Origin of the sequence: Flavobacterium flavipigmentatum, from assembly GCF_020911905.1 — a bacterium.
GTDB classification, from domain to species: Bacteria; Bacteroidota; Bacteroidia; order Flavobacteriales; family Flavobacteriaceae; genus Flavobacterium; species Flavobacterium flavipigmentatum.
Window position 1 is genome coordinate 1,337,556 of the sequence record NZ_CP087133.1, and the last position, 17,245, is coordinate 1,354,800.

Sequence of the window (17,245 nt, forward strand, 5' to 3'; positions counted from 1 at the left end):
TGGTAGCAAATTTTAGTTATAATAAAATTCTAAAAAAGCAATTATAAAAAAAAGCATAAAAATGGCTTTTTTATCTATTTTTTTTAGCGGACTCAAAATGATAATCAAACTGCCAACAGTCATCAACTGGATACAAAACATTAGCGTACCACAACATAAGGATTGTGTAAAAAGCCACATGATGTAGGCCAAAAGCAGAAGAATCAATCCTGTTGCTTTGGTTTGTTTTGGATTTTTTTGCATCCATTTTTCAAAACCAAGATCATACGATAAAGAGGCTCTTTTTGAGGTATAATATAAAGTGTAAAAAGCTAAAAAAAGCAGTAAACTGGCTATTGTTATCATTTTTCTATGAATTTAAAAAACACCTTTCTACCAAGAGAAAGGTGTTTTTGTTTTTTTTAGAATCTATAAGAGAAGCTTGCTGCAAGGGCTCGCGGATCTTTAGGATGAATTGTTGACCAACCATCATAAATATCTTCGTTTGTGATGTTGTTTAATCGTACTGTAATGGTAAATTTTTCAGCAGTATAAAACAAAGATGAATTTAAAACTGTATACTCCGGAATTGTAAATGTTCCGGCAACTTTTCTATTCATAATTTTATTATCACCAACATAGTTTCCTCCAAAACCAAGACCGAAACCTCTTAAAATACCATTTGTAAATTTGTAGCTTGCCCAAAGGTTGGCAAGATTCTGAGCTCCTGCGCTTTCAGGTCTAAAGCCAACGAAATCAGCGTCTCCAGCCGTTAGAATAGCATCATTATAGCTGTATCCTAAAATAATATTTAATCCATTGACCGGATTTGCAACAAATTCTGCTTCAAAACCTTTATTGTGTTGTCCTCCATTTTGGTAAGAAGTCTGGTTGTTTGGCTGCGGAACAGTTGGGTTTGCAGGATCAACGTATGGAGTTTCTACTACATAAACTTGATCAGTAACCTTAATATCATAGTAGCTAAAAGTAGCGTAGAGTTTGTCTTTAAAAAGATTCAATTTTGTTCCAACTTCAAACTGGTTGGCTTTTTCTGGATCAAAGGTTAAAGGCGTGGCAATTGTAGCAGTACGATTCTGACCAGGAGCAACATTAACAAATCCGTTCATGTAATTGGCAAAAAGTGATACTTTATCTAAAACCGGTTGGTAAACTAATCCAAATTTAGGAGAAAAAGCAGTTTGATTGTATCCGTCATTTTTAGCATTCATAAAACGGTCCGCACGTAAACTCAACATCGCAGATAAGGCAGGCGTAAAGTTGATTACATTAGAAACATATGCGCTATAAATTTCTTGCTTGGTTTTATTGTTGTTGCGCGGACTATCTCCAACAATTGCATCCGATCCTGCTTTTGTCAAATTTCCTGTATCGCCGTTTGAAGGGCCAAAAACAGCATTAAAAGCTTGTAAATTATCTCCTATGTAAATGTTTCCATTTCCAAAATATCCCGAACTGCGATCTGAAGTGGTTCTTTTGAAATAATCAAAACCTACCACTATTCGATTTCTTAAACTTCCAATCTTAAAATCACCATTGAAGTTTTGTTGAATGTCAGTAGTAAGATTTAAATTATCCTGATAATTGAAATATCGACCCAATACAATTCCGTCTGTGATGGTTGTATATTGAGTTCCCTCGTATAGATAAGCGTAATTTCCTTGAGATTTTGCTGAACTTGTAGAAAATACGGTTTGTGAAGTCCATTGATCTGAAAGCTTATAAAGCATCTGAGACTGAATGTTATAAGAAGGAGTCTTAAGAGTAAGTTCGTTACTCGTGTAAGAACGTTCGTTGTCGTACTTTAATTCATTAATGTTATGAACTCGTAACGGCGCACCTCTGTCCAGAAACAACATCGTTGGATTGGTAGCTTCATTACTCATAAATTCAGTATTAATCAAAAATGATAATCTATCGTTTACCTCGTAAGATAGCGAAGGCGCAATAAAATACGATTCTTTAAAACCGGCATCCTGAAAACTGTTTTGTGTGTGGAAAGCAGAGTTTACTCTAAAATTTAAAGTCTTGTTCTCATTAAGAGGCGTGTTTACGTCTACAGTTACGCGGTTTAAACCAAAGCTTCCAACTGTGTAATTTATTTCTCCTCCAAATGTTTTGTAAGGTCTTTTGGTTGTGGTATTGATTAAACCTCCGTAAGAGATTAAGCTACTTCCGAACAAGGTTCCCGATGGACCTTTAATAATTTCGATCCTGTCAATATTAGCGGGATCTAAACTTCCGTTTGTTAGTCCCGGTAAACCGTTTACCATAGTAGGCTGTACAGCAAATCCTCTAAGAGAATAATAGGCAGCTCCATCACCACCACGGCCAGTAGCAGCCCAAAGAGGCGTGATGCCTGAAGCATTTTTTAAGGCATCATCAAAATTGGTGACTACTTGTTCTTTTAATAATTCTCCTGTAATGGTAGTATAAACCTGTGGGTTTTCTAAATTTTTTAGCGGTAATCTGGAAACCTGCTGATTGTCTTTGCGTGCAAAATGATTTTTCCTGCCACCATTAATAACCACTTCTGTTAGCTCTTCTGAGTTTGAAGTAAGGCTGAAATTCTCAACCAATTCCTGACCTTCATTGATCGTTATTTTTTTTTCTTTTGAAGTATATCCTACGGCAGAAATTTTTAAGGTATAGATTCCTGGTTTAACATTTTTTATTTTGTAATTTCCTTCTGAGTCTGTTATTGTGCCTAATCTTGTGCCTTTTAAGATCACTGAAATATTTTCAGGCGATTGATCATCATTTGTGGTAATCTGTCCTTTTAAGGTTGCTTTTTCCTGTGACCAAACGGTTGTATTTAGTAACAAAGTAAAGCACAAGCTTAACAAAAATATTGTAAATTTAGATGTCATGTTATTTAGAATTGGTTTTAATAATGCAAATCTAATACATGATCAGCAACAAAACAAGCTATTCTTATTTATTCTAAATAAAAAACTTAACGATAATTATTTTTTTCATTTCAATAAAAAATTAACATATTATTGATGCGTAAATCAATTCTAAATAAAAAAAACCTGCTCAAATGAATGAACAGGTTTTAGAATCAAAAACTAATTTATGTATTAATGGGTGTGTTTCGGGTTAAAACCGTCTTCGCTTAGTTCGATATGCTCATAATCGGCAACCATTTCAGCTTCATAATCAATTTTTTCTCCTTTACTAAACTTGTGGATGATTTTTTCCATGATACTATAAATCACAGGAACCACGATCAAAGTAAGGAATAAAGAAGAGATCAAACCTCCGATAATTACCCAAGCCAATCCGTTTTTCCATTCAGCTCCCGCTCCAGATGCCAATGCAATTGGAAACATACCAAATACCATCGCAATTGTAGTCATCAAAATCGGACGTAAACGTGCGTGATTTGCCTGAATCAATGCCGTTCTGATAGATTCTCCAGCCGCTCTTCGCTGGTTGGTATAATCGACAAGCATGATCGCGTTTTTACACACCAGACCAATCAACATGATAACCCCAAGAATCGTAAATATATTTAAGGTGTTGTTGGTCAAAGCCAAAGCTAATAATACCCCGATAAACGAAAGCGGAATAGCAAATAATACCACAAACGGGTGTGCAAAACTATCATAAAGTCCCACCATAACAAGGTAAACCAAAACAATAGCGGCCAACAAAGCGATTCCTAATGTACCAAAACCTTCACTTTGGTTTTCCTGATCACCACCCCAGATGTAGTTTACCCCAACTGGTTTTTCAAGTTTATCTAATTTCTCCTGCCATTGCGTTACAATTGTTCCGGAAGGAACCCCAACATTTTGACCTTGCACTGTTACCGAAGCTGTTTTGTCTCTACGCTCTAATTGGCTAGGTCCAGAACCTTCTTTAATGGTAGCAAATTGAGATAATTTGATTTGCTGTCCTGCGGCATTAATAAAAATTAGATTACTAACATCGGTAATGTTTTTTCTGTCAAAAGCATTGTACTTAATATTGATGTCGTATTCGTATTCACCAGCTCTGTATTTACCATCCGTATTTCCACTGTAGGCAGTCTGCATGGTGAGACCTACTGTTTGAAGAGTCAGACCTAAAGCAGCCATTTTATCACGGTCAACCTGAACATTAATTTCAGGATTTCCGTCTTCAACAGTTAGTTTAATCTCTGTTGTTCCAGGAATTTTGCGCAATTCAGCTTCTGCTAATTTAGCGTATGCCATGGCGCTTTCAGTTGATGGACCTGTTACAATTAATCCTAAAGTAGCATTATCTGCCGTACCTAAAATACCAACCGGAACTGTTTTTACTTTTGCTCCAACCAATATTTTTTCAAGTTTACGTTTGATTTTTGCAGCATACACCGAAGCATCATCATCACGATCTTTCTGTTCGATCATTTTTACATCAATCTCAGCTTTGTACGCCGTGGCTTGTGAGGCTCCAAGACCTTCACTAGTTTGTCCTACAGTTGTAATCTGGCTGTGAACATATTCCTGAGTTTTCAAAAAGGCTTCTGCTTTTTGTGTCATAAAGTTGGTTTGCTCCAACGAAGCATCTTTTGGCATTTCGATTTGAACTAAAAACTCACCACTGTCTGAAGAAGCAAAGAATTCACCACCGATAAATCCGCCGCCTAGTAAAGAGAAGATTGATCCAAAAAATAATACTAAAACAATCACAATTGTTTTGATGTAATGATCTAAACTCCATTCTAATAAACCAGAGATCCAGTTTGTAAAACGTGTCAAATAACTTTCGAAACCAAGAATAATTCTTCCAAAAAGATTTTTTCCTTCAATATGTTCTAATTTTCCATAACGAGAAGACAACCAAGGAATAATAGTAAATGAAGCCAAAAGTGATAACATGGTTGAAATAATTACCGTTACACAAAATTGTGTAATAATATTAGAAACCAAACCAGAACTCATTGCAATAGGCAAGAACACGACCACAATAACCAATGTAATCGAAGTTACGGTTCCGCCAATTTCTGCAGTTCCATCATACGATGCTCGAATACGGCTTTTACCCATCTCCATGTGTCGGTAGATGTTTTCAAGTACCACAATCGCATCATCGACCAGAATACCGACCACCAGAGATAATCCTAATAAACTCATTAAGTTTAGGGTGTATCCCATTAAATAAATTCCGATAAAAGTAGCAATCAAAGATGCTGGTATCGAAACCATTACAATCAATGAGTTTCTTATACTGTGCAGGAAGAACAACATTACAAAAGCCACCAAAATTACGGCTATTAATAAATCATGAACTACAGAATCAGCAGCTTCCAACGTAAAAATAGTACTGTCTTTTGCGACTTCTAATTCTAGTTTATTTGCTTTATAATCTTTTTCAAGAGTTTCAATTGTTTTTAATAATTGCTCACTTACTGCCACAGCATTGGCATCAGATTGTTTGATAATTTGTAAAACAATCGCGCTTTTTTGATCGACACGCGATATTTTTTCAGCAATTTTTTGTGTATCCTGAACGTCTGCAATATCTCCTAAACGAATCTGAATTCCGTTTTGAGAAGAAACCACTAAATTTCTTAATTCTTCAACACTTTTATATTTACCCGCTAAACGAATTAATATTTTCTGATCACGAGTTTGAATATTTCCTGTTGGGAAATCTAAGTTGGATGACAGGATGTTTTGTTGTACCTGTGGGATTGAAAGCCCGTAACCCTGCATTTTTAATGCATCAAGATTTACCTGAATTTCACGTTCCTGTCCACCAATAATATTTACTTGCGCAACTCCAGTTACACGAGATAAAACAGGTGCGATTTTTTTATCAATTAAATCATAAAATGCAGCTTCATCCATCTTTCCGTTGGCACCAATTGTCATAATTGGTAAATCGCTCAAGGAGAATTTGGTCAGCGATGGAGTTTCGGCATCATCGGGTAAATCACTTATGATGGCATTTATTTTTCGCTGCGCATCATTCATAGAGATATCGACTTTGGCAGTAGAAGTCAGTGTAATCGATACGATAGACAAACTTTCGTAGGACTTTGAGTCAATTTTCTTGATGTTTTCCAGAGATGCGATTGCATCTTCAATTTTCTTGGTTACAGTGTTCTCTACCTCACTCGGAGAAGCTCCTGGATAAATAGTAGAAATTGTGATAACGTTTTGCTCAAATTTAGGGATCAGCTCGTAGCCTAATTGGCTGTAACTGAATAATCCACCAAGTGTTAGAATTGTAAACAATACAATTACCAACGACGGACGTTTTATGGATATTTCGGCTAATTTCATATTTTTTGCTTTAGACTTTAGGCAATAAGCTTACTGCTTATGGCGTGTAGCTTACTGTTTTAAATTATTTAATAATTTCTACTGTATTACCGTCTTGAAGGTTAATTTGACCAGTAATAATTACAGTTTCACCATCAGATAGTCCGTTGATAATTTCTACAGTATCTCCTAAAATTCTTCCGGCAGTTACTTTTCTTAATTTAGCAATACCGTTTTCAACAACAAAAATCTGGTTACTGCTTACACTCCCCACAAATGCGTTTCTAGGTACCACCATCAAGTTTTGTTTTTGTTGGTTCGAAGCAAAATTTGCAGTTCCGTACATACCTGCTTTTAGATCATTATTTGAGTTGTTTGCAATTTCAATTTCAACCGGAAAACTCAAACTCTCATCAGCTTTTGCAGCAATAAAAGTAATTTTTCCCGTAAATGTTTTGTCTGGATACACACTAGCAGCCACATTGATCTTATTGCCAACTTTTAGTCCGGCAACTTGGTTCTCGTTTACTGTAACTACCAGTTTTAATCGCGAAACATTTACAATGTCAAACATTGCAGTTGCAGGCATTCCTGCTAGAATAGACCCTGGCTCAATATATTTTTTGTTGATAAAACCGCTTATCGGTGCTTTTACTTTTGTATCGCCTACATTAATTCTGGCTTGTTTTAAATTTGATTCAGCATTGGTCAAAGCCAATTTTGCCTGATCCAGTTGTTGTTTGGTAACACCACCTGTTTTAAATGCATTTTCGTATCTGTTATAATCAGATTTTGCATTTTGATAGGCTGCATCAGCTTGTTGTGCACTCACATTGATTACATCACCTCTCATTGTCAGTAAAGGTTGGCCAACTCTTACATAGTCACCTTCTTTTACCAAAACACTGATTACTTTTCCAGACTTTTCTGCAGAAAAAGTTAGCTCCTGAATAGGCTGAAAACTACCATTGGCAACAAAATCAAGTGACACTTCCTGAGTTTTTACTTGTGCTACTTTTACAGAAACTGCAGCATTTTTTTGAGCCACAATATCAGTTTTGGCTTTGTTCTCGGCTTTATTTTTAGTTAATACGAATCCAATTAGAGCTAGAGATCCAATTATGACTACGATGGTTATAATAATTTTCTTCATTTTGTTAGTTATTATTTAATAAGTGTTTTTAGTTCTCCTTTTGATTTTATTAATGCTATTTCTGCTACTTTATAATCTAAAATTGCCGCAGTATAATTGTTCTGTGCTTCAATGGATGCGTTTTCTGCATCTAGTAAATCGGTTAACGAAGCCAAACCTTGTAAGTAATTATTGTTTGTGTTTTTAAGTATTTCTCCAGCCAAAAGCATGTTTTCTTTTTGGTTTTCTATTGTAATAATGCTATTTTGGATTTGAGTAGTTGCATTTTTATAATCTAAATCAAGTGAAAGTTTAGTGTCTTTAAGATCTTCCTGAAGCGATCTAATTTGAACATCAGCTTGTCTCACTTTTGCGCGAGTACCAAATCCTGTAAAAATAGGAACTCTTAGATTTAGCCCAATTGCAGAATAATCAGACCAATAAACGCCGTCTGCAGGTTTTGCAAATAAAGGCATTTCTGGACCTTGGCCTAGATAGTTGTACCCGGCTGATAATGATAAAGTTGGGTAATATTCTGCTTCGATAGATTTTTTTTGTAAAACCAAAAGTTCTTCTTGTTTTTTCAGAAGCAAATATTCTGTTCTATTGGCCAGATTGGGAGCTTCTGTCAAGGCAGCAGGGGTTACTTCAAATTCAGTTTGAGGAATCTCAATCTGAGTTTCTATTGGCATTCCCATGTAAAATTTCAAAGCATTTTCCTGTAATTGTACAGCATTCAAAATTTGCTGGCGTTGTGTGCTAATGTTTGACATTTTTACCACAATACGGTCTAAATCTATTTTTTTAGCCAAACCATTATCAAATTGTCCTTTTACGATATTACGAACTTTGGTTGTGTTGGCAAAAGTACTGTCTAATAATATCAATTTCTGACGTTGAACATAAACCTGATAGTAGTTGTTGGCTACTCTTTCAATAACTTGTTCTTCTGTCAGTTGATCGTTTATTTGATAAAATTCACGAGTAGATTTTGCAGCTCGCAAACCAGTAAAAACCGATTGGTCAAAAATAGCTTGCGTTAACGAAATCCCAGCACCTGATGTCCATTTTTGGCCAAAAGTTGCCTGAATAGTTGTTCCCGGAGCACCAAATCCAGCTCCATCAATAACACTTGTTTGTAATACAGGATTGTAAGTCAGGTTACCATTTGCAGAAATTTGAGGCAGTGCTCTGGAACGCACTTCCTGTATTTTATATTCGCTGTTTTCAACCTCTAATTTTGCTTTTTTAGCATCTGCTTTATTTTGCAATGCATAACTTACAGCGTCTTTCAGGGTTAAAGTTTTTACCTGAGCGTTTGCCGTTAAGGCAAATGAACTCAAAAATATAAGAATTATTCTTTTCATAGATTGATGATTAAGTAGTAATTTTTTTAAGTTGTTTTTCTAGTTCCAGTATTCCTTCAGATGTTGCCATTGCTCTGGTGTGATATTCCAGCGCTTCTAATTCTATTTTCTGTGCTTCTTTTTCAGACATAGTTGTTTCGTTAATGTGAAAAATTAAGGTGTAATAAAACTTGACGTAGATATCGATATTCAAGTCCTTGCGATAGAGATTTTCCCGAATTCCTTTTTCGATATTTTCTCTAAAATAATGACTACACTGTTCAATTTCGTGCGACATTACATTTTGATAAATTTCAGGATAATGTTTTTTTAACTGATAAATTGCAGAGGTGTCGGTATTGTTTTTAAACATGTCACGAAACATTTCTCTAATTTCAAAATTCTCATAAATTGCGTTGTAATTTTTAGCAACAATGGTATCAATAATTTGGTGTACCTGTTTGTGAACCATCGAAGTACTTTCTTCGATCAAAACTTCTTTATTACAAAAATATTTGTAAATCGTTTTTTTAGAAATACACATTTCTCCCGCAATGTCATCCATAGTGACACTTTTAAAACCTAGTTTTAAAAACAATTCACTTGCTTTAGATATGATTTTTTCTTTCATTTTACTGTCAAATTGCATTACAAATATAAAGAGGAAACTTTAAATTCTAAAAGAGTTTCCGTTATTTTTGTAATAATTTTACATTATTTTTTTAATTTATGAGATTTATATACTAAACTCCAAATTGGCGATTAGTTTGATGTCTTTTCCCAGAGCCAATCCGCCATTTTGATTGTACGAATGATAATCCAAACCAAAATCCTGACGCTTGATATCGCCGGTAATTTCAAAAGCTACTTTTTTATTTCCATTATACGTGTTAACCCCAATAAATTCAGCATCAAGTTCTACTACTCGTGTTACATCTTTTATCGTTAAATCTCCTTTAAAAAAATTGATATTATTATTTACTTTCTGAAAAGAAGTCGACTTAAAACTGATAATAGGATGCTCATTTACATCAAATAAATCCTGTAATTGCAAGTAGGTATCAATTTGCTGAAAACTATCGCTTTTATTGTTTATATCTAATGAAAACTCAACGGATGCATCTTCAATTTCGTTGTCTTTGATGTTTACAAAGCCATCAAACTTGTTTGAAGTACCTCCTAAATAAGCAATAATAGAATGTCTCATTTTAATTAAAACATCTGATTGACTAGAATCTATGGTCCATGTTGTTTTCATAATTATTTGGTTTTGTTGATTTTGTAAATCGTTTAAAACTCTTTCGGAAACTTTTATAGTGTTGTAGGTTTCCATTCGATGGCGCAAATATAAGAAGGAAACTTTAAAAACCAAAAAAGTTTCCGTGTTTTTTTATGTTTATTTTTAATAAGTTGTAATTGAATATTTTACAACTAAATTAAAATCATAGATTGACTGTCAAAATAGAAACTAATATTTCATATTTGAGTTGTATCTTTGAGGCTTGTAAATCAGATTTTCATTTTATGCACACTATTAGCCAGTATCAGGATTTTTTTATTACTTATCTAAAAAATCAAAGCATTAATAAAGAGCCTAAAAATCTTTATGAACCAATAGATTATATTTTACATCTTGGCGGAAAAAGGATGCGTCCTGTACTGACCCTGATGGCCTCTGAAGTTTTTGACACCGATTATCAAGTAGCGCTTCCGGCTGCAATGGCAGTAGAAGTTTTTCATAATTTTTCTTTAGTTCACGATGATATCATGGATGATGCGCCTCTAAGAAGAGGTAAAGAAACCGTGCATGAAAAATGGAACATTAATACCGGAATCTTATCCGGCGACGCTATGCTTATTTTGGCATATCAATATTTTGAACAATACGAGCCGATAATTTTTAGAGATTTGGCTAAATTGTTCAGCAAAACGGCACTCGAAGTTTGTGAGGGTCAGCAATTGGATGTTGATTTTGAAGAAAGAAATGACGTAACAGTTGCCGACTATCTTAAAATGATCGAATATAAAACAGCTGTTTTGGTGGCAGCAGCCATGAAAATGGGTGCAATTGTCGCAAAAACTTCTGAGAAAGAAGCCAATTTAATTTATGATTTCGGGCTTAATTTAGGACTTGCTTTTCAGTTGCAAGACGATTTCTTGGATGCTTTTGGAAATCCCGAAACCTTTGGAAAACAAGTAGGAGGAGATATTATCGAAAATAAAAAAACGTATTTGTACATTAAAGCATTAGAATTTTCTTCTCCTGATAAAGCTTCAGAATTGCAGCAATTATTTAGTGTAACATTAGAAGATAATAAAGCCAAAATAATTACTGCGAAAGCCATTTTTAACGAATCTGGCGCTTCAAATGCAACGCAGGAAGCGATAGAAATGTACACTTATAAAGCATTTCAGACTTTAGACAAAATGGATCTTAATACTGATAAGAAAAATATTTTAAGAGCATTTGGTGAGAACTTAATGGGAAGAAAGGTTTAAAATTTTTAGCCACAGATTTAATAATTTTCACAGATTTAATCCTTGAAATATTTTAATCTGTGGCTGTTTTTTGCATAATAAACCCGACAAGTTCTAAAAAAGTGTATCCGGATCAATCAAATCGGATAGTTTTTGTTTAAACTGGTCATTCAAAAGAGTTAAACCATATTGGTACGAAGCATTCATCCAACCAAAACCTTCTTCGGTGATATAATCAAACTCAGTTCCTACGTTGCCATATTCGGCAAAAATTTTGTGTGAACTTATCTCCAAATCAAATTTTTCTGGAATCGTACCATTATAATCAACAGCATTTCTGGTAATCAGCCAGAGCCAGCGATAAACCATTTCCTGAGTTTCTTCGATAAAATTATAGTGCAATAAACCTTCCCATAAAAGCATTTGATGAGGTGCCCATCCAAAAGGATAGTCCCATTGTCTTGTTGGGGAATTTTTATCTAAACTAGCTATTGATTCTTTGGTACTTCCTGCAATCCCACCTTTCATTTTAAATTTTGGTAATGTCTTTTTTACTAAAATTTCAGCTTGTTCGGGAGTACTTATTTTTGCCCAAAGTGGATAAAAAGTAGTGGCAGCCTCAAAGATATGTTGTTCTTCTGTTACAAAATTATAATCAAAATAAATGCCTTTGACTTCGTTCCAGCATAGGTTATTAATTTTTTCTTTTCTGAAAAGAGCTTTTGTTTGCCAATAATCGCTCGAATAGGAAACATGCTCATCATATTGAAATTCTTTATTAAAAAGTGTTTCGATCAAAAAAGCAATATCTGTCTCATATTTGTAAAGCAAACTGTTGATAGCAACAGTGTTAAGATTGGCGCAAATATCGACCAATCTGTTGGTGGTGTCATGACCGCTTTCGCGCATGCTGCGGTCATGCGAAAAATAATTATCGAGTGCTGTGTCGACAATCTCTCTTTTGAGGTATTTCTTTTCGAATTCCCGAGTTGAAAGATTGTATTTTGGAGCAAATTGTTCTAAAATATCGTCAAAATGACCTTCTTCGACTTCAAATGGAATTCCAATTCCCTCTGCTTTATAACGATTCAAACCATTTGATGTTAGCCGTTTTCCTTCCTCCATCCAGACCGTTTGGTACTCTTTTATGGCCGTTTTTAGATGTCTTTCTACCCAGAAAATTTCAGGATTTGATTTTTCTATAATGGCTCTTATCAAAGAGGTGTAAAGCGGAGGTTGTGTTCGGGTCAAATAATAACTTCTATTGGCATTGAGAATTTTTCCGTAGTGATCAATTTGATATTTGAAATTTTCGGCGATACCCAGCGCAAGATCAATTTTGTCATCAATCAAAAGACCTTGTGCGATAAAATAGCTGTCCCAACCGTACATTTCGTTAAATCTTCCACCTGGAACTACAAACGGAACACCCGAAATTTGATTGTTTTTTATTTGAAGCGCTAAGGCAAGAATACCCGGTTTTTCGTTGAGTGATAACACATATTCAGGTGTTATGTTTTTGGGTAATTGAATGACTTTTAGCTTTGAATTTTCGGCCTCCAATTTTTTGAAATAATCAAAAACAATCTCATCACCAAAAGGCACGTACAAATAAGAAATAGCGTTTTCGATTTTATCATCTTCCAGAATTTTTTTTACGCCAACTGCGTCAATCGTTCTGGTGAGTCCATTCCAATATAAATTTTTTATTTTTCGGGAAATTCTTTCTACAGGATTTTCGGTAATTTCGGTGATGTTTATTTCGGCAAATTCAGTATTATTTTTTTTGGCTAAAGCTAATTCCTGCAATAAGTTAGATAGGTGATAGGTTCCTTCTATAGTTACTGCATTTCCGTTTTCGGCTTCAATCGTAAAGCTTTTTGGACCCTTGTCATCAATCGTTATTTTTTTATCACCATCAGTATCTTCCTGAGCTAATAATTTTTCTAAAGTCTGACGTATATGTAATTTAAATTTCATCTTTTGCAGTTATTTTTTTTAGAATAAAAAAGGATATCAATAATAAAAACATCGGAATTAAAGTGAAATAAAACGCTTTTTCGGGGCTTTGATTCTTAAATAGCCAACCTGTAATTCGAGATCCTAATGTTCCGCCAAGAGCGGAGAAAATCACAATTAATCCAGTCATGGAGCTTTGCAGGTTTTTGGGCAATGCACTTAATACAATAGAATTTAACAACGGGTAAATTGGCGCAATAAACAGTCCTATTAACGGAAATGCAAATCCAATGAGCGGTATGTCTGTCAAACTATTAATGCTTTTTACTTCAAGCCCGACTACTTTTGGAAGCACAAAAATCACGATCAGCATAGCCGCAATGATGCAAAAAGTCAGTACCCAAATCCAATTGATTTTTTGCGTTACAATTCCGGCTATTAAGCGTCCAACAGCTAGTGAGATCGCCAAAATACTCGCCATCATGATGCTGATGTTTTCTGGTAAATGAAGCACTTTGGTATTAAAAGTAGGTAACCACGAAAGGATTCCTTGCTCTATCATTACAAATAAAAAGACACTAATGACAAAAACTATAGTAAGTGTTTTGGCAATGAGTTTGAACATTTGTAAAAAGTCATCCTTAAAATTTTGTTCAGAGGTTGTTTTGGGCTCTTCAAATTTAGTAAAGAATAAAAAGGCGAAGGATAAGAGGGATAAAGCAGCGAGAAACCAATAGACGTTGAGCCAGGAATTGGGATCGCTCTCGTCATTAAAAGCAGGAAACAAAAAGTAAGCCAGTGCAATTCCTATCATAAAAACACCTTCAATACTGCTCATTAATGCGTTGTGTTGCTTTTGGTTTTCAGTAACAGTACCAATTAAGGAATAAACCGAAACTTTGATCAGAGCAAATGAAACCCCGACCGTTGCAAAAAGTATTTTAGCATTATCAAATGAGTTTCCAAAATACATCGAAATACAGGCAAGAGTTACTAATCCTAAACCTATTAGCATTGCTTTTTTAAAGCCAATTCGAGGTAAAAATGAAGCGATAAAAAAAGATACTATTGCAATGGGCATGTCCTTAAAAGCTTCTAGTATACTGGCCTGAACTTCATCAACGCCATAATTTTTTTGTGATTTTAGAATAACAATACCCACGCTATTTAGTAAAATAGCAAAGACAAAGTAATTGAGGTATAAGGAGATTTTGATTCCAATGTTTTTCATCAGCTTTTACAATTTAGTTTTGTTTCCTAAACTTTTATTATAGTGGTATTTAAAGACTAATTTAAAATAATAAAAATACCAAGTGCCGCTTCATTAAAACAGCACTTGGAGAGTTTATTAACCAACCTAACAATAATTAGAAATTTATAGCAACCGAAAATCTAAAAGCGCGCCCTAAAATAGGTCTTGCCATAAACACATCACTTGCTGCAGAGGTCGTTTGTCTAGGATCGCCCTCAGTTAACCCAATTTCGTTAAACAAATTCGAAGCATCTACTGCAAAACGAAGGTTGTTATACGTATAATTTAAACCGGCTCCTACTTCTTTGTAAGCAGGTAAAACCTGTCTGTTGTCTTGATTGGTGAATTTTTTATCATAATAAGAAAACTGAACATAAGCAGATAAATCTTTTGTGATGTCAACTTCTGGTCTCAGGTTACAGAAGAATTTCGGAATTCTTCGGGCTGTGTTTCCATTAAAATCAAAGGTAGAACCATCTGCATTTGTTCCTGTAAAGTTTTCGTATTCTGGTTTTTGAACTGTAAAAGTAAAACCTAATTTTACCATTTCGTATCTGGCGTTGGTTTCTACTTCCAGACCAATATTGTTTACGTCTGCAAATTTATTTTCTGAGGATCCATCAGATAAAATATCGGTAAAAGCAACATTCTTTAAGTTCATGTGAAACAGATTCGCATTTACAGAAAGAAACGAGTTAGAATATTTATAACCCAATTCCAGCTGATTGACTTTTGTGTTTTCTAATTTGCTTAGATCGGCAGCATTATCATAAAATGATTCTTCGATAGGCGATCTAAAACCGTGGCTGTAACGAATGTAAGAAGCCATATTATCATTGAATTTGTAGTTCCCTGCGGCAGTATAAGACCACTCGCTCACATCATATCTCCAGTAGGTATAAGGATTTCCTTTTACAGTAGTTACCGCGTCATCAGCCGTATTATTGTCCAAAAGACCTAAGTTTTCAGCAAAAAATCTTGCGTTATCTCTGTACCCGGAATATTTGTCTTTATTGTAGCGTAAACCCGCATTAAAGGTTAATTTTTCTGTCGCTTTGATTTCGGCATCAGCATAAATGTCATTCAAAAGGCCTTTTGTTTGTGCATCTCTTTCTAGCCAAGTAATTCTTTCTACTCCATTCCAGGTATGATCGACTCCAGTAGTATTGTCTTTTACATTTAATAATCTAGGATTGTCAGAAACACCCACTAAATAAGAGTTCCAGTTCCAGTATTGGTTGGATTTCCAATTAGAATAATAGTAGCCAGCCGTCAATTTTACAGAATCTAAATCAAAAGAAAAAGAGAAATTATTAGCAAAATTATCCATTTTTTTCTGAATATGCCAAAGATCGGCTCTCATAATCAAAGTATTAGGATCGAGTGTTGCACCATTATCTACATAGGTATAATCTAGATTTGCAACTGCTGTATTTTTAACACCTGTAGCATAAGATTCTTGTGTCCATGGACCACCGTTTGGAAAAATAGCATTGTAATTTAAATCGATAGTGGTTTGTTTGAAAGCATTTTTGAAAGTTACTTTTTCAGATATTTTCTTTTTAAATTCTGCTCCAATAGAGTTGATTACAGGATGAGAACCATCTTCCAAATCAGCGCTAAAAGTTCCTCCTCCATATTGAGGAACATTCAAAAGACTAAAATTTACAGAAGTCAAAGTACCATAGTTGGGATCAAAGCCAGCTACACCTTCAATTTTTCCGTTATTACTTTTTAAAGGAATTGGTAGATAGAACGTATTTCTGTCATTCAGATGTTTAAAATTAACTCTTAAATAATCTTCGTCATTAAATTTATACGTCAAGTTTCCTTTGATCTGGCCTCCTTTATTAGCCGTAAAACCAGTATTTCTCACGCCATTATCGGCTCTGTAAAATCCGCCTACATTAAAAAATAATTTATCCTGAATTAAAGCACCAGATAAGTTAAGATCAGTTCGGAACATTCCGTAATCAGAAGTCGTAAATTTAGCTCTTCCTTTGAATTCATTTTGACCTGTTTTAGAAATAAAATTGATAATTCCTCCAGGAGCATTGTTGGCAAAAATAGAGGCAGAACCTCCTCTTACGGCTTCCATTTTACTCACCGTTTCGTCTAATCTGTAAAAGGTATCTGCATTTGCAAATTGTAGTGCACCATCTTCAAAAACAGGTAATCCATCTTCTTGAATTTGCACGTACTCATAAGCTCCTGCAGAAGGAATTCCTCTTGCAAAAAGGTTGTTTCCAATTTCTCCACCAGAAGCTTCTACGACAAATCCGGGGATAGTCTGAAGCAAGGCAGCGGTGCTCGAAGGGGCTCTGTCTTCAATCGCTTTTGCGCCCAAAGTAGTGATAGCAACACTTGATTCCAGCTTAGATCTTGGTGCTGATGATCCCGTAACGACAACTTCTTTTAGGTTTTGTGATTCTCCTTCCAGCAGTAAATTTTCCTGCACAGATTCTCCTTCTTTTACTAGGATTTCTTTTGAAAAGCTTTTGTAACCAACATTTGTTGCTACGATTGTGTAGTTTCCCGCCGCAATATCCGAAAAAAGATATCCACCGTTTTCATCTGTAATCGTATTTTTGTCGGTGCCTTGTAAAGACACATTGGCTCCTGGAACTGTCTGTCCGTTTTCGTCTACTACTTTTCCAGAAACAGAATTTTTTCCCTGCGCAAACATACTGCCTGGCAGCGAAAAGAGGCATAACATTAAAAGGATAATGCCCAAATAAGAATTAAGCTGTTTCATAATTTTTCTTTTTTTTGATTTTTTTTGGTTTTGTAGAGTAAACTTAACAAGTAATTAACAACAATGTAATTGATTTTAATCGAAAAC

General features: G+C 34.8%; 11 protein-coding genes. 1 reads left to right on the plus strand and 10 read right to left on the minus strand.

Translation table 11 applies throughout. The features are described 5' to 3' along the window. Nucleotides 1-12 precede the first annotated feature (12 nt). The 7 genes from LNP22_RS06210 to LNP22_RS06240 all read right to left on the minus strand — a co-directional run bounded on the left by LNP22_RS06210 (nucleotide 13) and on the right by LNP22_RS06240 (nucleotide 9,972). The gene (locus tag LNP22_RS06210; protein ID WP_210667937.1) at nucleotides 13-345 is read right to left on the minus strand and encodes a hypothetical protein; all 333 of its coding nucleotides are present in this window, start codon (nucleotides 343-345) and stop codon (nucleotides 13-15) included. Nucleotides 346-401: 56 nt separating this feature from the next. Further along, the gene (locus LNP22_RS06215) at nucleotides 402-2,867 is read right to left on the minus strand and encodes a TonB-dependent receptor (protein WP_229975800.1); all 2,466 of its coding nucleotides are present in this window, start codon (nucleotides 2,865-2,867) and stop codon (nucleotides 402-404) included. 213 nt (nucleotides 2,868-3,080) lie between these two features. Beyond that, complete coding sequence (locus tag LNP22_RS06220) at nucleotides 3,081-6,257, minus strand: efflux RND transporter permease subunit (RefSeq protein ID WP_229975801.1); 3,177 nt, start codon at nucleotides 6,255-6,257, stop codon at nucleotides 3,081-3,083. Nucleotides 6,258-6,321: 64 nt separating this feature from the next. Continuing rightward, complete coding sequence (locus LNP22_RS06225; protein WP_210667944.1) at nucleotides 6,322-7,389, minus strand: efflux RND transporter periplasmic adaptor subunit; 1,068 nt, start codon at nucleotides 7,387-7,389, stop codon at nucleotides 6,322-6,324. Between the two features lie 11 nt (nucleotides 7,390-7,400). Beyond that, complete coding sequence (locus tag LNP22_RS06230) at nucleotides 7,401-8,735, minus strand: TolC family protein (protein ID WP_229975802.1); 1,335 nt, start codon at nucleotides 8,733-8,735, stop codon at nucleotides 7,401-7,403. A 10-nt stretch (nucleotides 8,736-8,745) separates the two neighbouring features. Next, nucleotides 8,746-9,345 carry a TetR/AcrR family transcriptional regulator gene (locus tag LNP22_RS06235; protein WP_210666687.1) on the minus strand — a complete coding sequence of 200 codons (600 nt, stop codon included), beginning with the start codon at nucleotides 9,343-9,345 and terminating at the stop codon, nucleotides 8,746-8,748. A gap of 105 nt (nucleotides 9,346-9,450) precedes the next feature. Continuing rightward, a complete protein-coding gene (locus tag LNP22_RS06240) occupies nucleotides 9,451-9,972 on the minus strand; it encodes a YceI family protein (protein WP_229975803.1) in 522 nt (173 codons plus the stop codon). A gap of 266 nt (nucleotides 9,973-10,238) precedes the next feature. On the opposite strand from LNP22_RS06240, the gene LNP22_RS06245 reads away from it, so the two are divergent. After that, nucleotides 10,239-11,213: a polyprenyl synthetase family protein gene (locus LNP22_RS06245; protein WP_229976362.1), complete on the plus strand. Its 975-nt coding sequence runs from the start codon at nucleotides 10,239-10,241 to the stop codon at nucleotides 11,211-11,213. A gap of 93 nt (nucleotides 11,214-11,306) precedes the next feature. On the opposite strand, the gene LNP22_RS06250 is transcribed toward LNP22_RS06245, so the two are convergent. From LNP22_RS06250 to LNP22_RS06260, 3 genes are all read right to left on the minus strand, one after another. Next, entirely contained in the window at nucleotides 11,307-13,172 is a 1,866-nt protein-coding gene (locus LNP22_RS06250; protein WP_229975804.1) for an alpha,alpha-trehalase, read from the minus strand. Next, complete coding sequence (locus LNP22_RS06255; protein WP_229975805.1) at nucleotides 13,162-14,382, minus strand: MFS transporter; 1,221 nt, start codon at nucleotides 14,380-14,382, stop codon at nucleotides 13,162-13,164. Before LNP22_RS06255 ends, LNP22_RS06250 begins: the two co-directional genes overlap by 11 nt. Nucleotides 14,383-14,518: 136 nt before the next feature. Further along, a complete protein-coding gene (locus tag LNP22_RS06260; RefSeq protein ID WP_229975806.1) occupies nucleotides 14,519-17,158 on the minus strand; it encodes a TonB-dependent receptor in 2,640 nt (879 codons plus the stop codon). Nucleotides 17,159-17,245: the final 87 nt, after the last annotated feature.

Excerpts from the sequence above, each read along its gene's own strand:
- LNP22_RS06255 (WP_229975805.1), bottom strand. The coding sequence starts at position 14,382 with ATGAAAAACATTGGAATCAAAATCTCCTTATACCTCAATTACTTTGTC.
- LNP22_RS06250 (WP_229975804.1), bottom strand. The coding sequence starts at position 13,172 with ATGAAATTTAAATTACATATACGTCAGACTTTAGAAAAATTATTAGCT.
- LNP22_RS06225 (WP_210667944.1), bottom strand. The coding sequence starts at position 7,389 with ATGAAGAAAATTATTATAACCATCGTAGTCATAATTGGATCTCTAGCT.
- LNP22_RS06240 (WP_229975803.1), bottom strand. The coding sequence starts at position 9,972 with ATGAAAACAACATGGACCATAGATTCTAGTCAATCAGATGTTTTAATT.
- LNP22_RS06230 (WP_229975802.1), bottom strand. The coding sequence starts at position 8,735 with ATGAAAAGAATAATTCTTATATTTTTGAGTTCATTTGCCTTAACGGCA.
- LNP22_RS06215 (WP_229975800.1), bottom strand. The coding sequence starts at position 2,867 with ATGACATCTAAATTTACAATATTTTTGTTAAGCTTGTGCTTTACTTTG.
- LNP22_RS06245 (WP_229976362.1), top strand. The coding sequence starts at position 10,239 with ATGCACACTATTAGCCAGTATCAGGATTTTTTTATTACTTATCTAAAA.
- LNP22_RS06260 (WP_229975806.1), bottom strand. The coding sequence starts at position 17,158 with ATGAAACAGCTTAATTCTTATTTGGGCATTATCCTTTTAATGTTATGC.
- LNP22_RS06220 (WP_229975801.1), bottom strand. The coding sequence starts at position 6,257 with ATGAAATTAGCCGAAATATCCATAAAACGTCCGTCGTTGGTAATTGTA.
- LNP22_RS06210 (WP_210667937.1), bottom strand. The coding sequence starts at position 345 with ATGATAACAATAGCCAGTTTACTGCTTTTTTTAGCTTTTTACACTTTA.
- LNP22_RS06235 (WP_210666687.1), bottom strand. The coding sequence starts at position 9,345 with ATGAAAGAAAAAATCATATCTAAAGCAAGTGAATTGTTTTTAAAACTA.